General features: G+C 64.0%; 17 protein-coding genes. 7 read left to right on the top strand and 10 right to left on the bottom strand.

Annotated features, from left to right (window positions below; all coding sequences use genetic code 11):
* Window positions 1–73 precede the first annotated feature (73 nt).
* Window positions 74–598 carry a hypothetical protein gene (locus AC07OO_RS04875; protein WP_495080921.1) on the top strand — a complete coding sequence of 175 codons (525 nt, stop codon included), beginning with the start codon at window positions 74–76 and terminating at the stop codon, window positions 596–598.
* Here AC07OO_RS04875 and AC07OO_RS04870 read toward each other — a convergent pair.
* On the bottom strand, window positions 595–1,362 hold the full coding sequence (locus AC07OO_RS04870) for an anti-sigma factor family protein (RefSeq protein ID WP_495080920.1): 768 nt from the start codon (window positions 1,360–1,362) through the stop codon (window positions 595–597). The two genes, AC07OO_RS04875 and AC07OO_RS04870, sit on opposite strands and share 4 nt — an antisense overlap.
* Window positions 1,359–1,874: a sigma-70 family RNA polymerase sigma factor gene (locus AC07OO_RS04865; protein ID WP_495080919.1), complete on the bottom strand. Its 516-nt coding sequence runs from the start codon at window positions 1,872–1,874 to the stop codon at window positions 1,359–1,361. The genes AC07OO_RS04870 and AC07OO_RS04865 overlap by 4 nt, the downstream gene beginning before the upstream one ends.
* Before the next feature lie 67 nt (window positions 1,875–1,941).
* Here AC07OO_RS04865 and AC07OO_RS04860 point away from each other — a divergent pair, with 67 nt between their 5' ends.
* Entirely contained in the window at window positions 1,942–3,504 is a 1,563-nt protein-coding gene (locus tag AC07OO_RS04860) for a S8 family serine peptidase (RefSeq protein WP_495080918.1), read from the top strand.
* A 139-nt stretch (window positions 3,505–3,643) separates the two neighbouring features.
* Complete coding sequence (locus AC07OO_RS04855; RefSeq protein ID WP_495080917.1) at window positions 3,644–4,765, top strand: hypothetical protein; 1,122 nt, start codon at window positions 3,644–3,646, stop codon at window positions 4,763–4,765.
* Window positions 4,766–4,924: 159 nt separating this feature from the next.
* Here the strand turns inward: AC07OO_RS04855 and AC07OO_RS04850 are convergent, their stop codons facing one another.
* A complete protein-coding gene (locus AC07OO_RS04850; RefSeq protein WP_495080916.1) occupies window positions 4,925–7,840 on the bottom strand; it encodes a TonB-dependent receptor in 2,916 nt (971 codons plus the stop codon).
* Between the two features lie 316 nt (window positions 7,841–8,156).
* Here AC07OO_RS04850 and AC07OO_RS04845 point away from each other — a divergent pair, with 316 nt between their 5' ends.
* The 4 genes from AC07OO_RS04845 to AC07OO_RS04830 are packed head-to-tail and all read left to right on the top strand — an operon-like array spanning window position 8,157 to window position 11,521.
* The gene (locus AC07OO_RS04845) at window positions 8,157–8,582 is read left to right on the top strand and encodes a DoxX family protein (protein ID WP_495080915.1); all 426 of its coding nucleotides are present in this window, start codon (window positions 8,157–8,159) and stop codon (window positions 8,580–8,582) included.
* Between the two features lie 11 nt (window positions 8,583–8,593).
* Window positions 8,594–9,466, top strand: a complete 873-nt coding sequence (locus tag AC07OO_RS04840) for a winged helix-turn-helix domain-containing protein (RefSeq protein ID WP_495080914.1) — start codon at window positions 8,594–8,596, stop codon at window positions 9,464–9,466.
* Window positions 9,467–9,476: 10 nt separating this feature from the next.
* Window positions 9,477–10,139, top strand: coding sequence for a winged helix-turn-helix domain-containing protein (locus tag AC07OO_RS04835; RefSeq protein WP_495080913.1), 663 nt, complete (start codon window positions 9,477–9,479; stop codon window positions 10,137–10,139).
* Entirely contained in the window at window positions 10,136–11,521 is a 1,386-nt protein-coding gene (locus AC07OO_RS04830; RefSeq protein ID WP_495080912.1) for an ATP-binding protein, read from the top strand. The genes AC07OO_RS04835 and AC07OO_RS04830 overlap by 4 nt, the downstream gene beginning before the upstream one ends.
* Before the next feature lie 136 nt (window positions 11,522–11,657).
* On the opposite strand, the gene AC07OO_RS04825 is transcribed toward AC07OO_RS04830, so the two are convergent.
* From AC07OO_RS04825 to AC07OO_RS04795, 7 genes are all read right to left on the bottom strand, one after another.
* Entirely contained in the window at window positions 11,658–13,100 is a 1,443-nt protein-coding gene (locus AC07OO_RS04825) for an MATE family efflux transporter (RefSeq protein ID WP_495080911.1), read from the bottom strand.
* A gap of 253 nt (window positions 13,101–13,353) precedes the next feature.
* Window positions 13,354–15,855 (bottom strand): cyclic nucleotide-binding domain-containing protein, encoded by a 2,502-nt coding sequence (locus AC07OO_RS04820; protein ID WP_495080910.1) that lies wholly within the window; start codon window positions 15,853–15,855, stop codon window positions 13,354–13,356.
* Between the two features lie 11 nt (window positions 15,856–15,866).
* On the bottom strand, window positions 15,867–17,225 hold the full coding sequence (locus AC07OO_RS04815) for a multiheme c-type cytochrome (RefSeq protein ID WP_495080909.1): 1,359 nt from the start codon (window positions 17,223–17,225) through the stop codon (window positions 15,867–15,869).
* The gene (locus tag AC07OO_RS04810; RefSeq protein ID WP_495080908.1) at window positions 17,222–21,103 is read right to left on the bottom strand and encodes a hypothetical protein; all 3,882 of its coding nucleotides are present in this window, start codon (window positions 21,101–21,103) and stop codon (window positions 17,222–17,224) included. The genes AC07OO_RS04815 and AC07OO_RS04810 overlap by 4 nt, the downstream gene beginning before the upstream one ends.
* An 18-nt stretch (window positions 21,104–21,121) precedes the next feature.
* Window positions 21,122–22,930 (bottom strand): hypothetical protein, encoded by a 1,809-nt coding sequence (locus tag AC07OO_RS04805; protein WP_495080907.1) that lies wholly within the window; start codon window positions 22,928–22,930, stop codon window positions 21,122–21,124.
* A complete protein-coding gene (locus AC07OO_RS04800; RefSeq protein WP_495080906.1) occupies window positions 22,915–24,816 on the bottom strand; it encodes a heme-binding protein in 1,902 nt (633 codons plus the stop codon). The genes AC07OO_RS04805 and AC07OO_RS04800 overlap by 16 nt, the downstream gene beginning before the upstream one ends.
* Entirely contained in the window at window positions 24,813–26,576 is a 1,764-nt protein-coding gene (locus AC07OO_RS04795) for an FHA domain-containing protein (RefSeq protein ID WP_495080905.1), read from the bottom strand. Before AC07OO_RS04795 ends, AC07OO_RS04800 begins: the two co-directional genes overlap by 4 nt.
* Between the last annotated feature and the right edge of the window lie 2 nt (window positions 26,577–26,578).

Genomic DNA, 26,578 nt, shown 5'->3' with positions numbered 1-26,578 from the left:
AGGGCCTGCAAAAAACGACGAAGCTAGGGGCTAGCCTAGGCTTTCCATCCCCATTCGCGGTTGGGAGAAGCACATGTCCACCACCAATCCATCACGCATCACCGATCCCACACCCGCCAATTCCGGGCGCTCGTCCATACCCATCGAACAACTGGTGCAAGAAGTCTATGCGGGGGCCCCGCCGCAGGCCCAGGAACGTATGCTGGCCCAACTGGTTGGCAAGGTGTATGAGGTCGCGCCGGTGCCGCTGCAGACCCGGCTGCTGGAGCAGTTGCTGCGACCCGTTGGCGTGCTGTCATTGATTGCCATTGCCAATGGCATCTTTGCCAAGATCCGGCTGCGTGGCGGTTTGCCGGACCCGGGCTTGCGCCCATCGGATGTGCAATTGGTGCGACCCGGCGACGTGGTGGCTTTGGTGGAGCACGCCCTACAGGTCAGTGGCGCGGCGCTGAACGGGCTGACCCACGTGCTCCTGAGTTCGTCACCCTCTTTGGCCGGGTCGGGCGCGGCCGCCGTGTTGTTGGCCCTGTTGCTGCAGCGCACACAGCACCGCCGTGCCGGCGACCCAGTGGTGCCCGAACACCTGGGCATGTCCTAATTCTTCCATCCGCGTGCCCGCGCAGCCCGTTCTGCGGCGGCGTCCAGCGTACCGCCAGGGGCCATGCGCTGGTCTACGGCGTCCAATAGTGCGGGCGGCAGGGCGCTGGCAGCCATGCGGACTTCACCGCTGGGCTGCGTATCCATGGCGACAACCTGTTGCACCACCCACTGTCCCGCCTGCTGACAGGCCAGACCGGCTGCGGCCGAGGTGCTGAAGCTGCGGCAGTAGTGGCCGCCCTTGTCGACAAAGCTCAGTTGCACGGCCACGCTGGCTCCGGCTATTGGTTCGCTGGCCAGTTGCGTAGACAGTGCCTTGTCGATCACACCCCCGGCCACCAGTTGGCCCTGGTGCAGGCCCATCGCCGGGTCGGCGCCGGAACCCAGGAAGCGGGCGCCCAGCAGAAGCCCTAGCACCACACTGGCGGCCATGCCACCGAGTTGCGCCCAGGTCAGCATGTAGCGGGGGCGTTGACGCTTGGCCCGCACCGCGTCCAGCGGGACCACAACCGCAGTGGGCGGATGGGCGGCAGCCGGGGCGGGTGGTGCCTGCAGCAGGCGGTTCAATCGGTCGGGTACCGGTTCATCCAGCACGCCGGCAAATGCAGCGCCGAGCTGTATGCGCTGTTGGCGCATCTGCTCTACGCGTTGGCGCAGTTCGGGCTGAGCCTGCAGGGCGTCCTGCACCTGCGCGTGCTGCGTGGCGTCCAGTTCGCCGTCGGCGAAGGCCATCAGCGTTTCGGTATCGGGTGTAGCTGCTTTCATGTGGGTACTCCTTCACTGCTGGCGCCACCCAGCAGGTTCTGCAGGGTCTCGCGTGCCCGTGCCAAACGGCTGGTCAGCGTGCCGACGGGGATCTCCAGCACGGCCGCGGCTTCCTGGTAGGACAGGCCTTCTACTAACACCAGACCGACTACGGCACGCTGGTCGTCGCCCAGCTGCGCGACGGCCTTGCGCACGGCCAGCACATCCATTTGCGCGTCATTCGTGGCTTCGCCGATGTTTTCACCGGCCTCTTCCTCGACAAAGGTTTGGCCCCGCCGCTCGCGGGCTCGGGTTTCATCTATCCAGGCGTTTTGCATGATTCGAAACATCCAGCTGTCCAGTCGTGTGCCCGGTCGCCACTGTTCGGTGTGCGTCAGGGCCCGTTCGACTGCAATTTGAACCAGGTCGTCGGCGTCATCCGCGTTGCGGGCCAGGGTGCGGCCGAACCGTCGCAAGCGCGGCAGCAGGGCGGCAATGTCTTCCCGCAGTTGAATTGAAGAGGAATCAGCCATCTCTATGGGGTACAACGTGTGGGCCAGGGATTTTCTTCCATGGGTCGCTCGTTATCATCGCATGTACATGACGCCTTTCCATCCCTGGGTCTCTGGTCGACGCACCGTGGTCCTTGCAGCGGCCCTGGCCGTGGGGCTGTGGCTGGCCCGGCCTGCCCAGGCGCAACTGGGTTTGCCACCGGTAGCCACACCCTCAGCTACGCCAGTGCTGCAGACGTCCCAGCTACCGCAATTGCCTCAGACTCCGTTGCCGGCCCTACCCACCGCAGTGCCCAACGTACCCAGCCTTACCGGGCAGTCCCTACCCCTGTTGCAACAGCTTCCATCGACGCAAGGCTTGCCCTCAGCACTGCCAATGCCTGGCTTGCAGCAGGTGTTGCCCCTGCCGCAGAATGGCTTGGCGCCTCTATCGCCAACTGTGCAGTCCGGTGCTCCGCTGCCCGCAACTGGCGCCAGTGCCGCGGGGTCCCAGCAGCAGCCGGCTGCCGCTGAAGGGGACAGCCTGCGCAACCTGGTACCACTGCAGCAGCTGCGCGCCGCCACCGTGCGCGACCTGTTACGCCTGCACGCCGACGTGCTGGAGGCCGATCCCCTGGGTGAGCCCATGCGCAGGCAGGAGTTGCTGTGGGTATCACCGCCGCCCCATTTGTTGAGGGCCGCTCTGGCTTTGGGTTTTGCTGTGCTGCGCGAACACACACTGGCGGACCTGAACCTGCATGAACTGGTGTTGCGCCCGCCCTTGGGCATGGGCACCGCAGAGGGGCTTGCACGCTTGCGCGCACTGGGCAAGGATGTGGATGCCGACTTCAACCACGTCTATACCCGCAGCGGCGACGCCGCGGGGGGGCCTGCAGCCAGCCAGCGTCCAACCGCGCCCGTGACTGCCATGCGGGTAGGCCTGGTCGATGGCGGAGTGGACCGCCAGCACGTAGTGCTGCGGGGTGCCACGGTGCACCTGTGGGGTTGTGAGGGCATACCCCATCCCAGTGCCCATGGCACGGCCGTGGCCTCGTTGCTGGTGGGGCGCGGCACAGCGCTGGGTGGTGCTGCACCGGGATCGGTGCTGTATGCGGCGGACATTTACTGCGGGCAGCCGGCGGGCGGTGCCGTGGAGACCATCGTCCTGGCCTTGGCCTGGATGGCGCGTGAAAAGGTGACGGTCGTCAATATCAGCCTGGTCGGTCCATCCAACCGCCCGTTGGAGCGGGCGGTGCAGGCCATGCTCACCAAGGGCCATGTATTGGTGGCAGCGGTGGGCAACGATGGCCCGGCCGCACCGCCGCTGTATCCGGCGGCTTATGCCGGGGTCGTGGGGGTGACGGCAGTCAACCAATCACAGCAGATCCTGCCCGAGGCCGCACAAGGTCCACAGGTGGTGTTTGCCGCGCTGGGCGCAGGGCTGGCCGTGGCCGAACCGGGCGGAGGCTATGTGTTGGCACGCGGTACCTCGTTTGCTGCACCGCGGGTTGCGGGTCTGTTGGCCGCGCAGGCGGGCATGGCGGCGCCCAGCCCACAGGCTGCGGCAGCAGCCGTGGCGCACCTGATTGCCAACGCTGTGGACCTTGGCGCACCCGGCCGCGACCCGGTGTATGGCTGGGGTCTGGTTGGGGTAGACCCGTCACGGCGTTGATCCCTCCGTTGGCGACCGGTGCTTCGCGCCGTTGCAATTGATTACAAATGGCGTGGGAAGGAATTGCGAACGGGCTTCGTTGTACCCAATGTAGGGGCCGGAATGGCCGGCCCTTCCAAAAGCCAAAGGAGCATTCACCATGTTCAAATCTCAAGCCTCTGTGCAACCCAAACTGGCTGCCGCCGCTGTTGTGTCGGCGCTGTTCCTGTCCCTCTCGGCCCATGCTGGCCTGCTCGGAGTGGGTGGCGTAGCCACCAGCGCCACCGGCAGCCTGATCGGCGGAGCCAGCGGGCGTCTGGGTGTTGGCACCCCCATGCCGGTCATGGGCACTAGTACCTTGAATGCCGCGTCAATGAACGCAGCCAACCTCAACGCAGCCGCCATGAGCACCGGTACTTCCAATGCCAGCGCTGCGGCCGCGGCAGCCGCCCAGGCGGCTGGCCAAACCCGCGTGCAGGGCGTCTTCGCCGCACCACCGGCCGCCGCTGCGGCAGCCCCTGTGCAGCAAAGCGGACAGGCCGCCGCACAGATCGGTGCTGGCGCAACGGGCCGTGTCGATGTGAACGGTGCGGCAGTCGGTCAGACCACAACTGCGGTCAACAACCAGGCGAGCGCCCGCGAAGCCGCCGTGGTCAGCACCGGTGAAGACATCACCTTGCAAGCCGAGCGCCTGACCCGCAAGGGCCGTGCTGCCGGCCAGATCGTCGTCGAGCAGGCTAGCGATGCGCAAGGCCAGGCCATGGGCCAGACCCTGCGCGTCAAGCAGTCCACTGAAGCCGCAGCGAACGCGCAGGTGAATGCGGCCAGCGCTGAAAGCGCCAAGCTGGGTGCGCAGGCCAGTGGCACTGCCGCGGCTGGCGCCAATGCATCGGTCCAGGCTGCAGCCCGCACCTCCACCGCTGCCAACGCGCAAGTGAACGCGGCCAGCGCTGAAAGCGCCAAGCTGGGTGCGCAGGCCAGTGGCACTGCCAAGGCCGGTGCCAATGCATCGGCCCAGGCAGCCGCTCGCACGTCGACCGCCGCCAAGCAGACGGTGAATCGTGATGTAGCTGTGGCACAGTCCACCGCCGCGCAAGGTGCTGCCACCGGTACGGCTGCTGTGAATAGCGGTGTGGCAACGGCCGGTGCGGCGGCCAGCCACAAGCCGCAGGTTGCCGCCAATGGTTCCGTGACGGGCTCGGGTTCTGTCCAGGCATCTAACAATGGGGCCTCGGCGTCTGGCAACGCATCGGCCCGCGGCACGGTGTCGGTCGTCAACTAACATCCGCTTGCACTAACCCGCCAGCAATGGCGGCAAAAAAAGAACCCGGGTACTGCGTGGGCAGACCCGGGTTTTTAATTGCTACCCAATTGATAGCACCTCACGCAGATTTCACGAGGGCTGGTGTCATGTTTTTCTTATGAGCACCAGCCGGAGCGCTTAGAACTGGTGTCGCAGGTTGATGCGGAAGTAGCGGCCAATGGCACCCGAGTAGTCCAGCGGGTTGTAGCCGATCGCACCATACGTCTGGAAGTCGGTCGGGGGCGCCGTGTTGAACAGGTTTGCAATGGAACCGGATATCTCGGTGTTCTTGCCAAACTTGTAGGCACCCGACAGATCGACGGTTGTGAACGAGTCAATCTTGCAACCGGATGGGAAGTCCGCACCGTTGGCGGTGGTCTGCGCGCACTCGGTGTCCGACTGTTCCAGCTTGTTGACGATGGAGCCGCGGTAGTTGATGTTGGCACCCAGACGCCATTGGCCCATGTCCCAGGTCAGTGCCACACTGACACGGTCCCTGGGTGAACCCATGCAGTTCGAGACATTGCAGTCACCATGGGTGCCTGCGTAATCGTGCACCACACCGGCGGATGTCACCACACGCTGGGTCAGCAAACGTGTCCAGGTCAAACCGGTGGTCAACTTGCCATTGCCGGCACCCAGGTCCCAGCGGCTCTTCAACTCGATATCCAGGCCGTCGGTCAGGCTTTCATCCGAGTTCTTGAACACCACGGAGCCGCTCAGGATGAGCCCCGGATCGTTGGGGGTCAGCTTGGTGGCTGGGTCCCGTACCACACGGCCAGCGTCCACCGCGGCTTGTGGGTCTTCGATGACAGGCAATCCCGTGCGACGAATTCTCCACAGGTCCGCCGTCAGGCTGGTACTGGGGGCAACGTCCCACACAATGCCCAGCGTGCTGCTCTTGGACTTCTCGGGTTGCAGTTCGGGGTTGCCCGTTTGCACGAAGATGGGTGCCACGCCTTTGCAGTTGGCATCAATGGTCGCCTGCGGCAAACCGGCCAGCCCGGCGCAACGGGCGTTGTCATTGACCGTGGCACCGCCAAAGGCTGCCAGCGCGCTGGAGCTGTTCTCTGTGGAAGAGGGTGCGCGGAAGCCTTCGGAATAGGTGCCGCGAACCGCGAAGTTGCTGGCGGGTTTCCACTTGGCGCCGACCTTGGGCGTCGTCGCGTTGCCAGCGTCTGAATAGCGGTCATAGCGCAGCGCACCGTTCAACTCCAGTTCTTTCGTGACCGGCAGCAACAGCTCGGTGTACACGGCAGAGATATCGCGTTTGCCACCGTAGGCCGTGAGAGACAGGCCGATATAGTCACCCATGCCGTTGTACAGCGGGAGGTTGTTCTCTTCCCGGCGCAACTCTCCACCGAAAGCGATGCCAATGGGACCACCCGGTAGTTGCCCCACTTCGCACGAAATTTTCATGTCAACGGCGGTGCTGCGCGAGTAGCCTTCGCGCGACTTGTTCGCCAGCAGCGCGTCGTACATGGCAGCTGAATTCAGGCCCGCGTTTTCGCCGATGCGCCAGAACGTGCCGGCGGGCAATGCGGCGTACTTGGAGCTCCAGGCGGTTGCAACGGCGACGTTTGCAGCGGTGGGATTCAGCAGCGCGTTCTTTACGCGCCAGTCGATGACCTTCAAGGACGTATCGGTCTGTTTGGCTTCCGAGTAGGAGAACGCGGTATCAAAATCCCAGGACGCGACCACACCCTTCAAGCCCGCGACAAAACGCGTGGTGGTGGCTTCCGAGTCGGTCCCCGCAATGCCCGTGTCAAAGAGAGGCAGGTAAGACAAGCGCGCGGCCGTGCCGAAGTAGGGGTTGTCGGGATGGTTGGCACCCAAAACCGTTGCAGCCGCTTGCGACACCGCCACGCCCGCAGGCGTGAAGTAGGCGCCACCGGGGCCGGGTGCGAGCCCGTCAACGTGCGAACTGGTCTTGTAGTACGCGACTTCGGCGAAAGCCTCCAGGTCGCCACTGATTTGCTTTGCAAAGCGCCCGAAGAAGCTGGAGGTGTTGACCTCGGGCTGGATCTGGTTGACCAATTGGCGCTGGTCCACAATGCAAGCCGCTCCGGGCGCGTTTTGCGGCAGATTGGCGTTGGCATTGCAATAGGCCTGGGCACCCGCAAAGGTTCGGGTAAAGCCCACGCCATTGGGGTTGGAGCGGCTGTAGTAATCCAGTGTGTTGGGGTTGCGGACGTTGCCGATCACCGATGCATTGACCGCGTTGTTGACCAAGGTTCCGTCGGGTTGCACGGGAATCCAGCCATTGCCTCCCAGTCGCCCGATGTTCTGGCTGGCTGTGGAGTTGGGATCAAACCCCCAGCGCGGCTGGCCAATGGCAGACACACCGACCGAGCCCACGCCCTGGCGGTCGCGGTAGTAGATGGGGTTCTTTTTACCGGCCTCGATGTTCAGCAACACGTTGTAGCCATCGGCGGTCATGTCGCCAAAGCCATGCGTGAGCGCAACACGCGGCTCTTTGCCATCATTTTTTTCAGAGATACCGTAGCTGGCCTTGATGACCGTGCCGACGTAGTCCTTCTTCAGGATGATGTTGACGACACCAGCCACCGCGTCCGATCCGTAGGTGGACGACGCGCCATCCTTCAGCACCTCCACGCGTTCCACGGCTTCCAGCGGGATCTGGTTCAGGTCGGTGTAGCTGCGCTGCGCATCGTCCGCCAGCACGGCGGAGGTGACCCGGCGTCCATTGATCAGCACCAGGGTTGCGTTGGCGCCCAGGCCGCGCAGGGAGATGCCGGCGGAAGTGCCGCCAGAGAAACCGCGTCCATAGGTGAAGGGGACCGAGCCTTGGGAATCGGCGGTCAGTGTTTGCAGGTACTCCGCAACCGTGCCCTTGCCCGATTGCAGAATGTCTTCCTTGGAGACCACCTGAACCGGGGACGAGGTTTCGGTGTCCGCGCGGCGGATGCTGGAGCCGGTGACTTCCACGCGCTGCAGGGTTTTGACCTCCTGCGCCGTGGCGATGGTCGGTGCAATGGCCAGGCTTCCAAACGCTAGCACGAGGCCTGTGCATAGCTTGCTGTGTTTAAACATCAGATCAGTTCTCCAATAAAAGTTTCGGGAGTCTCATTCCTCCCTGTCATTGGTTTGGTGTCGGCACGACCCTGGCACGCACATCGTGGTAGCCAAGGTCTATAGCCGTGCGGGCACTCTAGGTTTGCGATGCTTAGCGTTTACTTAAGCGCGCTGGAACCGTTGCCCAAACGATACGAATGCGGGGACGCCGTGCTAAGCAATTTCTAAGCTTGCACGCCCTACACTGCATCGGCAGCGGTACCTCCTCTGACGCCTTCGTCGGCACCCTGTGCGAGCCCGCTGTACCGTGCAAATCAACAGGAAAGATCCTTTTGTGAACCGTCCTTATCCATTCCTACCATTGCCCGCGGCCCTGGTCGCGCTGCGGGTCGGCACGGCGTTGCTGTTCATGGCACATGCGGCTACACGCATCGCCAATGGCACCATCCCGCGCTTCGCGGACTACATGGCCAACCTCGGCTTTCCTGAAAGCCTGGCCGTGGTGTGGTTGATCACCGCAGTGGAGTTGGTGGCAGGGGCGCTGATGATCGCGGGCTATTACGTCCGCTACTGCACCATCGGCCTGTTTTCCATTGCCTTGGGTGGCATCGTGCTGATCCACCGCCATCGGGGCTGGTTTGTCGGCGAGCATGGCTCGGGTGGGTGCGAATACAGCGTCTGCCTGATGCTGGCGCTGCTGGTGATTGCTGCGGCGGCTCCGCCACAAGCGGCGGCCCATGGCGGGCAGGCGAGGTCTTGAAGGACGTCGCGATGCTGCAGTCTCACACACCCGCCAGCCCAAGTCTGCCCTACCTGCCCGACGGTGGCCGGGCAGGCTACCAGCTCAAACCCCGCACGGCCTTGCCCCAGCCCAGCCGCCAGCAGCCCGGAGTGGCTCTGTTGGATGCGGCCGACACCAGTGGCGCGCCACTGCCGGCGGCCTGCCGCCGGCAAGGCATAGCCTGCAAACGCTTCAGCGACGTGGTAGCGCTGCTGCGCCATGCGGGGCGCAGTGTGCTGAGCCTGGTGTTGGTACAGGCCCCAGCTGTAGCGGGCATACCCCATGAGCCGCTACTGGCCGCGCTGCGCGCCAGCGGTGTGCGCCGCGTGGTGCTGGTCGGCCCGGGCCTGGGGGATGCGCAGTACATCGCCGCCCTGCACGCCGGGTTTGATGAAGTATGGCCAGAGACCCTGCCCGCCAGTGCATGGCCGGTGCTGGTCAGCAAGGCCTGGCAGACTGCACGGCAAGCGCCCCCGGGCGATGCTGAAAGGGTGTTGACCTTGGGCGAGCTGGTATTGGCGGCGGAGTCCTGCAGCTGTTGGGTGGCCGGCCATAAGGTCTACCTCGGCCGTGCAGGTTTTGCAGTGCTGCAATGCCTGGCGCTGAACTACCCCGGCCTGGCGTCACGTGGCAAGCTGGCGCTGGCCACACGGGGCGGTGAGGGAACAGGCCTGTGTGATGGCTCGCGGGCGCTGGATGTGGCGGTGTCCCGCTTGCGCAAGCGGCTGCAAGGGGCTGGCGTCGTGGGCGTGCGCATCAAGTCGGTCAGCGGCTTGGGTTACCAGCTGTGCATGGCGTTCACCCAATCGGTGGGTGCGGCAGACGCCGTGGCCGCGCAGGGAGTGGCACGGGCCATGGCATAAAGCGTCTTCTATGCATTTGTTGTTGGTGGAAGATGATCTGGAACTGGGCACGGCCCTGCTCCATGCCTTGGTGGCGCGCGGCTTCACCAATGAATGGGTGCGTACGGCCCGCGCCGCATTGGAGATGGCCGACGGCGTGGACACGCTGTTTGCCTGCGCGGTGCTGGACCTGGGCCTGCCCGATGGCGAGGGGTTGGACGTGCTCAAGGAATGGCGCCGCCGCGGTGCGCGCTTCCCCGTCATCGTGCTGACGGCGCGCGACGCCCTGCAGGCCCGGGTCTCGGGGCTGGATGCGGGTGCCGATGACTATGTGATCAATCCGGTGGAGCCCGAAGAACTGGCCTCGCGCATCCGCGCGGTGACGCGGCGCGCGGGCGGGCACACCAGCTCGCTGTGGTCGGTGGGCTCCTTGCAGATTGACCTGAATGTGCGCGAGGTGTGCCAGCATGGCAAACCGGTGGAGCTGTCCCGCATGGAGTTCGACGTGGTGGCCGAACTGGCGCGCCATGCAGGGCAGGTCGTGTCCAAGCACCGGCTGGTGCGGGCGCTGGCGCCCTTGGGTGAGCCCATGGAGTTCAATGCGCTGGAGGTGCACATCCACAACCTGCGCAAGAAGATGGGCGCGGACTGCATACTGACCGTGCGGGGAGTGGGGTACCGTATCGGGCTATGAACTTCGGTTTCTTCAAGCCCTCTATCCGCCGGCGCATCGCTTTTGTGCTGTTGGCCGCACTCCCGCTGGTGTGGGGGGCCGTGTACTTGCAGGGTCTCTACATCACACGCAGAAGCGAGACGGGCGTTTATGAGCGGGCGCTGGTGTTGATGGGCGAGACGATCGCCAAGGTAGTCAACCAATGGCCGGATCCCCAGCTGATGTCGGTGGCCCTAGCAGGCCTGGATACCTATGTCGATGCGGACAATATTGCGTCCGAAGTGCCGTACGACTTCAACCTCTTCTATGTATGGGATGCCAAGGGCAGGTTGGTGCAGGCCCGCAGGGGCGCCGACACCAACGGCCGCCAGATGTTCGGTGTCGTGGGTTTCAGCGACCAGCGTTTTCAAGGCAATGACCTGCGGGTCTATGGCCTGTGGTCGGCGGACCAGCGCTATTTCATCGAGATCACCCAATCCATCCAAAGCCGGAGCTCCTTTTTCCACACCATCATGCTGAGCGGCGAGAGCGCCAATATTCTGGTGTTTGCCATGCTGTGCCTGCTGCCGGCCCTGCTGGTGGTGCAGTCCGGGCTGCGCCCCCTGAACGTGCTGGCGCGCGAACTGCACCAGCGCCGTCCGGGTGATCTGCGGCCCATCCAGTCGCCGTCGCAATACCTGGAGATCGCCCCGCTGGTCGACGAATTCAACGCCACGCTGGCACGCCTGGGCGCGCTGCTGGAGCGCGAGCGCAGTTTCCTGGCCGATGCCGCACACGAACTGCGCACACCGATCGCGGTGATCACGGCCCAGGTCGACACGCTGATACAGGCCGAGGAGCCGGCCGCGCGCGAGGTGGCGGCCGAGCGCCTGCGTCGCGGGCTGTCCCGCGCGTCCCGCCTGGTCAACCAGCTGCTGGCCCTGGCGCGGCTGGATGCCAACTTGGAGGTGGAATCCAGCGCCATTGACGTGGCCGACATCATCCGCGACTGCCTGGCCGCGCACGCACTGGCGGCCAGCCAGCGCGGCATGGAGCTGTCGTACACCGGTGCGGAGCACATCCCGTTGACCCTGCCCGGCCAGGCGATCGAATCGGTGTTGGACAACCTGATCGGCAATGCCGTGCGCTACGGCCAGGACGGTGGCATCGTCGAAGTCCGCGCCCGCATGGCCGACCACAACACGCTGCAGGTGGAGGTGGCGGATGACGGTCCCGGCATTCCGTCCCGTGAGCAGGGCAAGCTCTTCGAGCGCTTCCACCGCGGCAGCCAGCGGGACATCTCGGGCTCGGGGCTGGGCCTGGCCATCGTCGCGTCGGCTGCCAAGCAGATCCGGGCGCACATCAGCACCAGCGGTGGCTTGCATGGGCGGGGCATCACCTTCAGTATTGCGATACCTTGTTGAATGAGTACGCTATAAAAACAGTAGCTAAGTACGTAAGTTTGACGAGGGCTAGAGGTGTTTTTAACACTGATTTGTCCCCTGAAGCCTCAAAAATACCCTGTTTAGGTATATTGAAGCATCTTTATCTTTGACAGCGTCAGCCTGTAGTCGGCGCCTCCTGCCGGTGCACCCAGGCCAGAAAACCGCACAGCGATGCCCCTGCCGCCACCAGCCCGGCGGTCGACATCGCCCAGTAGCCCTGAGCGCCTTGCAGAGCCGGCGGTGCCCAGTCGCTGGTGGTGACGAGGTAGCCGCCCAGCAAGCCTATGCCCCACAGTGATGTGGCGTAGAAGACCAGCGGCATCAGCGTGATGCGGTGCGAGCGCAGCACAAAATTGGCCATGGTCTGGGCCGCATCCGCCACGTGGAACCACCACACCCACACCAGGAGCGGCATGGCCGCGGCAATGATGGTGGGGTTGTCGGTGTAAGCGTGCAGGATGGGTTCGCGCGCCACAAACACCAGCGCGCCCAACACGGCTGCAATGCCCACGCCAATCTCCACGCCATGCCAGCCTATGCGGCGCGCCTCGGCAGGGTCATTGGCGCCCACGCGCTGCGCCACCAGCGTAGCCGTGCCATTGGCCAGCGCCAGCGGCAGCATGAACATCAAGGAAACCAGATTGGCCGCCAACTGGTGGCCGGTCACTGCATCGCCGCTCTGGCGCGAGATCATGAACGCCATGGAGCTGAAGCCGGTGACCTCGATCATGATGGCCGCCCCCATGGGCAGGCCCAGGCGCAGCTGCGCCAGGATCGCGCTGCGCTGGGGCCGGTTGAAGCCCGGCGCATGCAGTCCAAACTTGGCATAGAAGGTGTCATGGCGCACCACCCACCAGGCGATCAGGGTCTGTGCCCACATGACCAGGGCGGTAGCCAGGCCACAGCCCACCACACCCATGGGCGCCACCCGCCAGGGCGTCTCCAGGCCCGGTAGCGGCAGGGTCCAACCGTAGATGAACAGCGCGCTGAGCGGCACTTTTAGCGCCAGGCCGGTGATCTGTATCGCCATCACCGCCTTGGGCCGCGACACCGCGGTGTTGAAGCCCCGGTACACCGTGAATAGCAACGAGGCCGGCAGCGAGAAGGCCAGCATGCCCAGGTAGCCGCGCACCTTGTCCGACACTTCGGGCCCGGTCTTGGACAGCGCCAGGAACGGCCCGGGCATCAGCAGCAGTGCGCTGCCCACCACGGCAAGACCCAGCGCCAGCCAGATGGCCTGGTGCACCTGCTGGCCCGCGGCCTCCAGTTTGCCAGCGCCAAATAACTGCCCTGCCATCGGGCTGATGGCCAGCACCATGCCCATGAAGCCGATGAAGATCGTGATGTAGGCCGCCATGCCAATGGACAGTGCCGCCAGATCGCTGGCGGCAAAGCGCGCCACGAGGATGGTGTCCACGGTGCTGAAGCCCAGCACGGCGAGCTGGCCGATCAAGACTGGCCAAGCCATGGGCAGGATGCGGAAGAAGCTGTCGCGCAGTGAGGCGAAGTAGCTGGCGTGTACGGGAGGCGGGGTTTGTGTAGGCGGCGTGTCAGTCATTGACGCACCAGTATCGCTGATTGGCATCAAGGTGCCGAGCATCAGAGACTGGGAGCGCCATGGTGGCGTTGGTATCAATCGGGTAGCGGGTTTTGCTCCGTGTCCCCCGCCCGCTGCGCGGGCTCCTCCTTTTACCTACGCAAAACCCACTACCCGATTGATACGGCGTGACTTGGTTTGCGCATCGCAGGCAAAGGTCCAAGCAGCAGGCCTGCTGCGGGCGTATTGACGAAATTGCTCCCTGAATGGAAATCTACCGCTTGGTCCCCGCGTACCGCAAGAAATTCTCCGGACTCACCCGCAGCGCTGCACCGGTGGGGCACGCACGCACGCAGGCGGGGCCGGCCTTGATGTCCTTGCACATATCGCATTTCACGGCCTTCTTCTGGCCGCTCTTGTCCTTGGGGTCGGTTGCCTCTCGCGTGCCGGGCTCCTGGCCTAGACCAAAGAACATCCACGACAGCAGACCGCTGCCGCTCTTCTTGGTGGACAACGGTGCCATCTGGATCACGTCATACGGACAGTTCTTCTCGCAGTTGCCGCAGCCAATGCAGGCATCGCTGATGAAGACCTCGCCATTGGGCGAGCGGTGGATGGCATCGGGCGGGCAGTCCTTCATGCAGTGCGGGTGCTCGCAGTGGCGACAGGATGTGGGCACGTGCAGGTTGGCAAAGGTGGGGCCGGCTTCGCGGTCCAGGCGCGACACACCTTCGTGCGTGCTGGCGCAGGCCTTCTCACAGTGGTCGCAGCGCACGCACAGCGACTCGTCGATCAGCAGCACATCGGTGGCTTCGCCGACGCCCTGCTTGAGCAGGAAAGAGATCAGGTTGCCCGACTGCGTGTCGTCTGCCACGGCCTGGTTGGCCTGCACACGCAGGTTGTACTGCTTGCCCAACTGGTTGCGCATGCCGGTGTTGCGCGCCATGATGTCCATCACCAACTGGGCGTCCAGCACAATCGCCTCGGTGGGCACGGCAGCCCGCACGGTGGCCGAGCGGGGTGCATCCATCATCAGCGCCATTTCACCGACATAGTTGCCGGCCGATACGTAGGAGATGACAACCTCGCGCCCACCCAGCAGGTGCGAGACCATGACCGAGCCGCGGCGTATCAGGTACAGGCCGTCGGCCTGGTCGCCTTCGTTGAACAAGGCCTCGCCCGTCTTGAACTGCTTGATGACCGAGCCTTCGACCATGGTGTTCAGGTCGGCCTCAGTGATGTCGGCGGCCACATACTTGCGCACAGCGCGGCGCAGCGCGACCAGGTCCAGGTTGCGGCGTACCGAGTCCACGGTGGCCAGCAGCTTGAGCATGGCGCGCCGTGGCGTCTCCACCAGCAGGCAGTCCAGGCCGGCCACAGCCGTGGCCGAGCGGCGCCGACCCGAGATCAGGCCCATTTCGCCGAAGAACTGGCCGTTCTCCAGCATGATGTCGTTGGCCGGGGCCTCGCCCTGGATCTTGACGGTGCCGGAGACGATGGAGAAGAAGGAGTTGCTGTAGTCGTTGCGTTTGAAAATTTCGGTGCCCGAGCGCAGCATGCGCAAGTCACTGTCCAGCATCACCTCGCGCAGTTGCAGGGCTGTCAGGCCTTCGAACAGGGGCACGCTGCTGCCCACCAGCTCCAGCACGCCGCTGACGCCGCCCAGATCGGGCAGTTGTTTCAGGATGTCGGCAAACTTCTGGCGCAACAGTGGCTCATCGGCCGATTCCACGGCGCGGCCCATGATGGTTTCGACGACCTCATAGCCCTGGTTCATGGCCTGCTTGATCAAGGGGTAGCCGCCTAGGGCGCCGATCACATACAAGCCCGGCACGCTGGACTCGTAGGTGGTGGACAAGGCGGGCAGTGCCGTGGCGTCGCGGCTGGTGAACTGCACGCCAAAGCTCTCTACCAGCTTGCGGGGCGGGATGGCGCCCAGGCGGGCGATGACGCGGTGGCACTCCACACGCTCTTCCCCGGTGGGGGTGTTGAGCACCACGGACAGACCGGGCTTGCGCCCTCTGCCGGTACTGCGCTTGGACAAATCCACGTGCGAGACCATCATCGTGCGGTTCAAGTCTTCCTGCACGTCGCCGGCCGGTATCTCCTCAATGCGGTCCACCTGGGTGCTGAAGCGACAGCTCACCAGGTTGCTGCGTGCCGCAGCCTGGATGTCAGACAGGTTGCCGTCCTTGCAGCGCGTGAACTCTTCGTTGCGGTTCAGCAGGATCACGCGGTTGGAAGCCTTGGCCAAGGCCAGTGCATTCTCGATTGCGGCATCACCCGCACCCACGACGATGATGGTTTCGTTCTGGTATTCCTCGGGATTGTCCAACTGGTACTGGATGCCGGGCAGGTTCTCACCCGGCACGCCCAGGGTGCGCAGATTGCCTTGTAGGCCGATGGCCAGCACCACATGCTCAGCCGTCACAATTTCAGAACTGGCCAACTCAATCACGAAACGGCCCTTGGCCCCGGTGATGCTTACCACCTGGGCGTTGTGCTGCACCTGCACGGCCAAAGCGGCGACCTCCTGGTTCCACAGGTCCAGAATGCGTTCACGTTTGCCAGCCGAGAAACTGATGGGGCTGCGCAAGCCCAGGATGGCCGGCTCGGCCATCACATGTTTGCCCTTTTGGTACTTGTAGATGGTGTCGGCCAAGTGGGGTTGGCTCTCCAGCAGGATGTGCCTGACTCCCAAGTCAGCGCATTGACCTGCGGCGGACAAGCCGGCCGGGCCGGAACCGATGATGGCGACTTTGAAATCTGCGTTCATGGTGGTTCTTCCTAACGCGCTGCAACCAGGGGGCGGAACTCGCGTAGCTTGGCGGCAAATTCTGCGGGTTTGTAGGCTTCGTCCTTCAGCAGCACGGCGCGCAACTGGGCCAGGCCCTTGTTGTAGGCTGCCGGGTTCTTGATGATGCCTGTTTGCTGCATGGCGCTGCTGAGGCTGCCCAGGGCCATGGTGGCTTGCTCTGCGCCGGAATAGTCGGGGTAGAGGCCGCCCAGACCGTCGTCTATCAGGATGAGTGCCATCGAACGCAAGGTGTTGCCGTCAAAGTTGGAGGTGCCAATCTTCTGGGCCGCGGCTTGGGCCTGCAGGCGCAATGCATCGGCCTTGTCCGCCAGCTTGCCGTTGCCGGCCAGGGCCTTGTTCAGGTCCTGCGCGGCCTGTGTGAAGCGGCCGTATTGCTCGGCATCAAGCTGGCGCAGTATCAGGCGCAGCATCAGCGCATTGGCGTCGTTGAGGCGTATCAGGCCGGGCGCGATGCTGGTGCCAAAAGCGGTACGGGGCTTCCAGCGTTGGTCGGCCATGGGGTGGTGGCAGGCATGGCAGTCGAACAACGTGGGTTCGGGGAACACGCCGTCACGCCCGCGCTGGGGGTCCACCAGGATGTCCATCTGCGTGCTGACCGCAATGGCCTGGCCCAGTGCCCAGATCTTGGCGCTGTTGGTGGCGCCCGCGCCCTTGCGCTTGGTGTAGTCCGCGTCAACCTTGAAGTGGGCCGGTTGCAGGTTGGTAAAGGTCTCCAGCTCAAAGCTCAGACGCGGATGGCCGGCGGCCATCGTGCGGTGGTTGACGTACTTGTTGGCGTTGCCGAAGTGGCATGACATGCACAGACTGGCCCGTGCCTGCGGGTCGGCTGTAGGGTAGAGGCCGTGCTGCACATTGGCTGCGTGGTTGGCATCGGGCGCGGTGTGCGAGGCTATCCATTGGCTGGAGGGGCCGTGGCAGCCCTCGCAGCCCACGCCGTCGGTGATCTTGTGGCGGGCATCGGTGCGCGTGGGCGCGGGGTTGTGGGCATGGCAGTCCAGGCATTCCTTGGACTCATGGGCGGGCTTGGCCAGCCCCAGCTTGCTGGCAATGCTGCGCGAGCGATCGCTCAGCAGCACGTTGTAGGCGCGGGCATGCTTGTCCAGCCGGGACCAGACCACGTATTCGTTCTGGGCCACCGGCGAGCTTTGCCAGGTGGTGACGGAGCCATGGCACAGCGAGCTGGAGCAGTTGACCACGCCCAGCGTGGTGTCGGGAGATTGGTCGGGCAGCGTGGCGCCTGTGGGTGCTGCGCCGTGGACGGACACCGCCATGCACAGGGCTGTGAGCGCGGCAAGCCGCCTTGCCAGGGAGTAGGTCAGGCCTTTCATCGTGTTGCTCCTTGGGATGCCGCTGCCTGTGTGCTGGATTGCGGCTGGTTGCCGGACCTTGTGGGTGTGTCAACCACCGTCCAGACGGTTCCGTCTTTGCGCAGATAGAGCTTCTGCATTTCGGGCAGCGTAAAGGGGCGCGAGCCTATACGCCCGAACACCGCAATCTGGCCACCGGTCTCATCCACGGCACGGTCGCGGTCCAGGCCTTTGGACAGGGACAGTGCCCGCGATACGGTGGGCCGCCAAGCCACAACCTGCGGCACCGGCGCGGGGGAGAAACCGTAGAACTTGGGTTGCGTATCGGGTGCGGTCAGCTGCACCACCTTGAGGCCGTTCACACCGTCGGCCACATAGGCAAACAGTGAAGCGTTGGTGGAGCCCACGATCACGTCCTGCGTGTCGCCCAACTTGCCACCCATGCCGGGCTGACCCTGGGCGTCGGTGTTGTTGAAGCGCTGCACCAGGCGCGGGCTTTCCGGCTTTTCGATGTCGACGATGGCCAGGCCTTCGGCACCGGCAGCCACATAGGCATAAGTACGGGCCAGGTAGACCTTGCGCGCATCCCGCAACGGTACCTGGGCCTGGGCCACCAGGAGCGGCTTGGCGGGGTGGGTGATATCCACCAGTTCCAAGCCTGTGGCCGTGGTGACCCACAGGTAGCGGAACTGCACGGCACTGGCGCGGGCATCCTTCAGCGGCAGCACGGCGGCCACCGTGGGTTGCAAGGGCTTGTCGACGTTGACAACCACCAGGCCCTGGTCGGCCGTGATGTACAGGTAGTGCCCGGCCACGACCACATGCCGCGCGCCATTGAGCACACCCGGGTTGCCGGGGCCACCGTTCCAGGTGAGGGCGCGCTGCAAGAAGTTGTTGCGGAATTCACCGTCGGCCAGCGTGTCCACGTCGACAACGATCAACCCTTCTTTGGCATCGCTGATAAAGGCGTAGTGGTAGATGGCGTCAAAGGCCTGCTCCTGGTTGGTCACTGACATCAACTCCCCCTGGTTGCGCAGCGGCGCAATGGGTTGGTTGGTAGGCAGGGCCACACAGGTGGCGTTGCTGGAAGCGATATGGGTTTGCTGCCCCAGGCTTGAAAACGGCGAGGTGATGATGCGCTGCGACACCCCCTTGTTGGCAATCGAGGCTACGTCGTAGACCCGCATGCCACCGGCTCCTTCGGCCACATAGAGGTATTCGCCCCGCAGGCTGATGCACTCGGCTGCACCGGCTGTGCCGTGGTCGTGCGCTTCTTGCAACTTGCCTTCTGCACGCTGGTGCTGCTTGAACCAGTCCGGGTAGACATAGCGGTGCAGGTAGCTGCCGATGACGGCCTGCGGTTCATCCCACTCGGTGACCTGCACGGCCTCCACGTGTTCGGCCTCGCCCACCCAGGCGTTGTAGCCCACAAAGTTCACAAAGTTGGTGCCCTGCAGCAGCAGTTGCGCCATGATGGCGTTATTGTCATTGGTCTGGCTGATGTGGCAGTCGGAGCAGGTTTTGGTCTCGGTCTTGCGCTCGGTGTGCGGGTAGTGGGGCGCAAAGGCCTGCGACGAGAAGCCGCTGGCGGCCACCGGCGCCTGCTGTATATAGATTTTTTCGCGATTGGTGTTGGTGGACGACAGCACCAGTGCCGAGCTGGAACGTATGGGCGATATCTTGGAGCCCTTGACCGGCCCATGTCGGCCCAACTGGAACACATCTTCTCGCACCACCTGGGGGTTGTAGGTGGCGTAGTTGCGGGTCTCACCGCCCTCGTAGTGCAGGCGCTCGGTCTTGGCATTGGCCTGTATCGGCAGGTGACAGCCCGAGCAACTGGTGGTCCACGATAGATGGCAGCTGTAGCAGGTCATGCTGTCGTCACCGTGGGCATAGCCCTGGCCGTTGGCCGTGGCGCCCCATTGGCCGTTCTGGCCGGACTCACCCGCATGCATCAACTTGGCGCGGGCCGCTTTCTCGTTGTAGCGGGGGTGGCCGGGCGTGACCGTGTCCTTGACCAGGGACATTTCCCATTCCAGCTTGGGATCGACCGCCGAGCGCTGGAAGAGTTTGCCGCCGCGCCACTCAAAGCGTTTGCGCCCGTCTTGGGTGCGCAAGAGCGCCATGTCCATGCCACCAGGTTTGGCGGCAGGGCCGGTGGTGAACAGCTTGGGGTAGGCCGTGGCGCTGCCATGGCAGTCCTTGCAATCCACTTCAATGGCGGCAGCCACTTCGCCATAGATGTGGCCATTGCCATGGGCGTCTTGCGAGAAGTGGCAGTCCACACAGTGCATACCTACGTCCAGGTGGATGGAGGTCAGGTGCACGGCCTTTTTGAACTTCTGCGGGTCGGTGTCCTGCACCGGCTGGTTGTTGGCGTCCAGCAGCGTGCCCTTGCGGTCGCGTTTGAACACCTGGCGGAAGTTCCAGCCGTGGCCGTGGTAGTCGGCAAACTGGGTGTCGGTCAACTGCGGGTTGAGCTCGGACACCTTTTTAGAGAACTCGGGGTCGCCCCAGTTGCCGCGAGTGGCCGCCTCTTCCGGGTTGCGGGCCAGTATCTTGCGGGCCTCTTCGGGCGTGGGGTACTTTTGCTCCTTGGGCCACATGCTGGGGGCGTCGGTCTCGTAGTCCCACATTGTCGTGCCGTAGAACGAGTTCACAAACACATTGGGTTGGTGCATGTGGCAGGTCATGCACTGCGACGAGGGCACGGCCCGCGTGAACTGGTGCGAGATCGGGTGGCCCGATTGGTCCTTGGGAATGGTGGCATCCGCCGTTGTAGATTGACCCTGGTGACCAAAGCGTGCATAGGGACCGGAATGCTTGGGGTCGCGATCATTGGCATAGGGTGTGTGGCAGGCTGTGCAGCCGGATGAGCGGTAATCGCCGGGCTGCTCATTGGTGCCAAGGAACCACAGGTGCGGGTCATTGAGCCGGGTCTTGGTGATGTTGATCAGCGGCACGGCGATACGGCTACCGGTGCCCGGCCCGCGGTTCGACTGCTTGATGTCGGGTCGGCCGGGCTCGTCCAGCTTCTGCAGGCCGCCACCCAGATTGGGTAGGCCTATTTCCGGGAACTGCGTGCCAATGACACGGCCACCCCGTTCGAACACGCGGAACACATCGGCCGGCGGTACGGTCTCCCAGGCGGGCAGGGGCAGCAGCATGTCCAGTATGCCCATGTCGGCCATGTGCGGATTGACCGCCACCGGGTTCTTGATGGTCGCCGGCTCGCTCTGGGCCGTGTAGGACTCGCCCAGGCGGTAACGCTTGAACGGCAGGATACCGTTGTTGTACGAGGCCCCGCCCCATAGCATGGCGCTGGTGGACATCAGGCTGCGTTCGCTGGCCTGGACCGTAGCCAGGTGGCAGGCACCGCAGGCTTGGCGTGCCACGCGCATGTCGCCGGGGTTGATGAAGCGGATGAAGGCCGGCGACTCGCGGTTGAGCTGGGTGAAGCTGCCCGGCGGGTTGGCAGAAGAGGGGTAGTTCCACTGGATGGGGAAGCGGGGCAGCACATGGGCTGCTTTGAGTGCGCCTTGGTAGGCCGCATCCTGGGTTTTGGTGTTGATCGGTCGCAGGATGGAGGCGTTGCCACCATGGCAGTCGGTGCAGCCCAACACCACGCCGGGGTTGGCATGCATGCTGCGGTGGTCTTTGGCGGCCGAATCGCGGGCCTCGCCCAGGCCGGTATGGCAGGACTCGCAGCCTGTCGATTTGCTTTGCGCCTGGGCCACGGTCTGGCGGGCCGGCGCGTCGGGCGCGGCAACGCTGGCTGCGCCGTCACTGGGAGTGGGGCTGGCCGAAGAATACGCGCCTTGCACCGCCCACAGCGATGCTGCCACGGTGACCAATACGGAGCCGTAAAACCAGAGGGTGGACTTGGAACGCGAGGTCATCGTGGGCTCTGGGTCTTCTTAGAACGTCAGCAACAGGTTGACCAGCACCGAGTAGGGCCGCTCACCACTGTCGAACAATTGCTTGTAGCCTCGGCCGGGCTCCAGCGTGGCCAGCGATGCGTTCAGCACCACATTCTGCGAGCTGAAGGGGCGGTATTGCACACCCACGGAAAAGTCGGTGCCCAGCTGCCGGTCTATAGGGCCTTGGTTGCGCAGGTATTGCAACACCGCCGTGTCGGCGAAGGAAATATTGGACACGTTGACCAGCAACCGTAGCTGCGGCGTCAGGTCCATATCTGCACCCACGCCCAGCAACTGCAGGCCGGGGTTGACGAAGTTGGATTGGCCCTGGTCTTTGCTGGAGCGTAAGCTGGGCAGCACGCCATTGCGCCCGGACAGCGCCACGCCGCCGCCGCCGATCAGAGGTATGGCCTGGCGAATCCAGTAGCTGGTGTCCGCACCGGCTATCTGCGGGTTTTCAAAAATCGCGTCGAAGCCGGTGGAGCGGCCATCAAAGGGATCTTTGTCGCCACTGGCCAATATGCAGGTGGCGCGCAGGCGCAGCCAATCGAAGTCGCGCGACAGTTCGGCGGCGGCAAAGCCGGCCTCGATGCGCTGGGACTGTTGGGCAATGGGGTCGTAGCTGGCATTGCCCAGCGCGGCGTAGAACGAGGTCGTGAGGTTCCAGCGGCCAAAGTGCCCATCGCCATTGGCGCCCAGGTAGGTTACGTCGTAATCGTGGCCGCGCACATCACCGACGATGGCCGGGCGCACCTGGAAGCCATTGCGGTCGTAGTAGTCGGCGTCGCCCCCTTCGCGGTTGCGGTTGTGCACCACCGTGAATTGTGTGGTGTGGCCCAGCACCGGCCAGTCTTGCTGGTAAAGATTGGCGACGAAGGTATCGTCGCGGCGCATACGCTGCGATACGTCGTTGAGCCCGGAGTTCGTGTCTTTTTCAAACCGCCTCAGCCACGCCAGGTTGTACTGCTGGCGGTTGTTGTTGCGGTTGCCAAACAGGCGAACACCCAGGGCCTGGTCATTGAACAGGAAGCCGCGAAAGTCGGCGGTAAAGGGCTGTATGCCGACACGCAGCGAGTCGAAGTCGTAGTTGTCCGAAACATTGCGCAGGTGCACGTCGGCGAAGGCCTCCTGCAGGCCAAAGTGGCGGTCCTTGCGCACGGTGCCAATGCGGGGGTCTACCGTGAGGCCGCGCACTTCTTCCAGTCGCGCATCGGTGGCATTGAAGGCGCCTGTGAACTTGAATTCGTAGTCCGGCGGCTTGAAGGTGGTATTGCCTTTGACGACCGAGGCACTGACGATCAGCGTCTGCGCCAACACGGTCTGCCGGCCACGCCCAAACAGATCGTTGGCCTGCGGGCGTGCGGAGGATTGCGCACCCACCGGTGTGGTGACATTGCGGGTCTCCAGCAGCGTGTCAGACACGGCCCCCAGGTTCAAAAACCAGTCAGGTCCCCAAGCACTCAGGGGCTCGAACGGGCGATCGCCCTTGATGGTGTTTTGGTTGTAAGGGTCCCAGCGCCGGTCGTGCACGCCCAATTGTTCGACCAGCCGCCAGCGGTCGGGTACCGGCAGACTGACGCGTGGGTCAAATCGCTCGGGCGGTGGCACCTGGCGCGGATCAATTTCGGGTAGCGTGAAGGTCAGTGGCTCGGATTGGGGGCGCTTCAATTCAATGGCGGGCTCTGCATTGGCTGGGGCAGGAGCCGCTTGCGAATTCGCCTGTGCGTGGGCCAACGCCAAGACGGCCAGCGCCAGGACCGTGCGGCGTGCACCGGGCTGGCGTAGTTTTTTTACAGGCCAGCGCATACGTTCTGCTCGTCACTGTTGTTGAACGGCGCTTGCGGACACTGCACATAACGCAGGCGCCCGCCGGGCAGAGCCATGCTGTCGGCCCGCATCGACGCGGGTGGGTGGCCCAGGCCGGTGCCCAAGACGCGCGACGCATTGGCGATGCCCAGGAAGGCGATCATGTCGTCCTGGTCTACGCCATCGCCCGAGATGCCAACGGCGCCCACCAGTTGCACGGTGTTGCCATTGGTGCGGTATAGCGGAAAACCACCGGGGAATATTTGCAGCCCGTTCTTCAGATTGGGCAGGCCCGTGCAGCCCACTGCCGGGCTGCCCAGGGCCGCGGCCGTGACGGCATTGATGGACAGGTCCAGCTGCAAGCCCACGCTGAACGGGCTCCAGGCCGCGTAGGGCTTGGATAATGGACCGTTGTCTGTGCTGGCCACGCCGTCGGGGAACATGGGCCGCGCCAGATTGCCGATGGAGCGTGCGCTAAAGGCCAAGCCATCCGACAGCGCCGTAGGTCGATTCAAAAAGCTGCGCGTGGCGCCCACATAGGCCGCAATGGAGGAGGTGGCCACCGGGTTCAGGTAGTTGGCATCGGGCAGGGCCAGCAATGCTGCGCCACTGCCAGGGTTGGAGAAGAAGGCGGCGCTGCGTGCCTTTTGCAGCGACACGTCCAGCCCGAATACCGGTGCGTCTGGCGTGCGCACAATGCCCAGCACCTCACCGCCGGCACCGACCACGGATATCGTGACCTGGGCATAGGAGCCGGATGGCCTGCGGATTTGGGCGCGGCTGCGGTTGGCAATGTCCAGTGCAGACGCCAGCAATTGCTGGGCTTCCGCGGCACTGAGCAGGCCATCTGCGCTGCTGCGGGGCGGGTAGAGGTTGTTGTTGGCCGCATCCACGACCACATAGCCCCCTTGGGCTGCGAAGTTGGCGCTGTCTTTGCGGATGCCGGATTCGGCACTGCCAAAGGCCACGCCCGTGCGGGTAGGCGGGCTGAAATAGCCCGATACGCTGACCAGGCTGCCGGGCAAGCTGGACAGTGCTGGTACTGCTGCATTGCTGCCAGCCGCGGCATCCACATAGCGCAGGCTGCGCCCGTCGGCGGTGATGCGGTTGGCGGTGATGTCGGTGGGGGCCCCGAAGCCGCGCACGGCGGCAACGGCGATTTGCTCGTCCAGGTCGGCATCCACATTGCGGATGTCCAGGTCCAGCCCGTAGATGCCGTCTGCAATCACGCCAACGCCACCAACCAAGCGACCGCTCTTGTAGACCGGCAGGCCACCCGGGTCGGCCGACAGGCCCAAGGGCGAGCGCTTGGGGCCCAGGCTGGCATCGGCCTCTCGGCGCATCAGGTCGGAGCAGGAGAGTTGGGAGAACTGCACGCCAAACAACGGGCCTGACGGCTGGCTGGCTTCTTGTGGATTGAAGTTCTCCTGCACGATCTGGCTGGCGGTGCGAGTGGAAAACGCATTGCCTGCGCTGGACAGGTAGGCACCCGTCAAAGCCTTGCTGATGGCCGCCAGGCTGCTGGGCAGCACGTCCACCTGTTCCAGGCCGCCGCGCACACCACGGCCGCCGTCTATGCGGAAGGTAGAGGCCGCACCGGTCATGCTGTAGACCGCCAGCACATTGCCAACACGGTCGGTTACGGCGATGGTGGCGCGGGCACCCTGGGCCTGGGCAGCGACCACGGCCTGGGCCACCAAGGTTTCAACTTCGGTCACACTGAGCTTGTCGACCGCGCAGTTGCTGCTGCAGTCGGGCGCCGCAGTGGGATTGGACACATTGGATCCACCGCCGCTTCCACCGCCGCAGGCCCACAAAGGCAATGCAACGGCTATCGCCAGCAACCTGGCGCGTTGGCCCCAGTTGGACTTGGTACAAGCCGTCATGGAGCGGAGGCGCTGCGCACAGGGGAGCTGGCCGTGCGCGCCTTCTCCTTGGCAAAGCTGGCGTGTTGGACCGGGCTGTGGAAGTCATGGCAGCTATTGCATTGGCTGACGACCTTGTCGGGCCGGGTGAGGTTGAGGTCGCGCATGACAGTGCCAATATGGCAATTGCGGCAGGCGGCGATGCCGGGTATCAGGATGTCGGAACTGGCCTTGGACTCCTTGGCCATGTGGCAACTGCTGCAAGCGGCGTTGGCGTGCTGCGCATGGGAGAACTTGGATTGCGGGAACCAATGGTCGTTGGCCAGTACCGGCTGCACGGTCCAGTTGGGTGCTCCATCCTTGGCTATGCCGCGCTCAATCGTGTGGCAGGTCAGACAGGTGCCCTTGGGGTCTTCAAACATGTATTGCGCCGCGGACCGTGTCATGTCGTCCACCCATTGGGCGGATCGCTTCATGATGGGCGGTGGGGGTAGGACCTGGGGGCCTTGTAGCAGGGAGTTGACGGTCACGACCTGTGATGGATTTTTGTCCAGGGTCAGTGCAGAGAAACTGTCGCGCAAGGCTTGGACCACTACCGCCGGTTGTGCATGCGGCACCTGTCGGTCGGGGTTTTGGATGTCTATGCCCAGCCGGTGGCAACTGATGCAGGCTTGCTCCATGCGCACGGGCTGGTAGCGCACCTTGGCGCTGTCCAACTGGTGGCAGCTCTTGCAGTCCAGCACTACGCGGCCGCCGGCGCCGGCCGGGCCATTGGGGCTGCGGATACCTGTTATCGGCAAATGCACGTCATGCGGAAATTTGAGCCCTGTGGCTTCCTTCAGCGTGGGGCTGCGTTCAAACCGCTGCGGCACGGCGGGTGGTTCGCCAACGGGCATGCTCAGGCGGAAATCGGGGTGCTCCCGACCAAAATCACCGACATTGACCAGCTTGGTACCGGGCGCGTATTTTTTGACCTGGCTGTGGCAGATCTCACAACTCACGGCATCGACCTTTTTCATGCCGTCCTCGCCCTGGTGTTCACGGTGGCAGGTGGCGCAGCGCTGGCCGGAGAAGGTCTGCGCTTGCAGACCCGCATGACCGGGGATATGGGGCCCAGAGTTTTGGTGGCAGGAGACACAGGCATAGTCGCGCACACGCTGAAATGGCTTGGTGTGGCAGTTCTTGCACTGATTGCCAATCGTCTTGTGGGCCACAGAGATTTCTCCCGGGTTCCACAGCACATCCAGGTTGGTGCCCTGGTCTTCGGAGATGAAGTCTGGCGGCTGGTAGGCCTGCCACACTGGGAGTATCAGGAGAAATACCAGGCACAGCAAGGTTGCGGCCCAGGACAGGCTGCGCATACCAATGAAAGAAGTGCGGAAAGTCCCTTGGGAGCGCGGCGCATCGGCACGCACCTGCTCGGCTGGCCGGTGCATGAAATTCAGCGTCAATTGCACCTGCTCGATATCGGGGCCATGTTCTACGGCAGCGACTGCAAATTCAAACGGTCCTATGCTGATGACTTGACCGACTGCCATGCGTATCAGGTCCTGCTCTTCACCGTCGACCTCCACCGGACCACCCAAACCAGTCAAGTAGACATAGCCGTCTTCAGCACGGTGGATGTTGGCGTGTTCCAGGCGCACGCGCGGGTCGGGAAGGTAGATCTTGCAGGCCGCGGCACGGCCCATGGTCAGCGTCTCGGATACCGTGGCGCGGGCAATGCGCGACGCGGTTTCGCCGTCTTGCTCTGTCGTCTCAACAATGGTGCAGCGAATCATTC

Source organism: Rhodoferax sp. GW821-FHT07G04, from assembly GCF_059418585.1.
The sequence above is the reverse complement of the archived record's forward strand: the minus strand, read 5'-3'. Positions and strand labels throughout refer to the sequence as shown.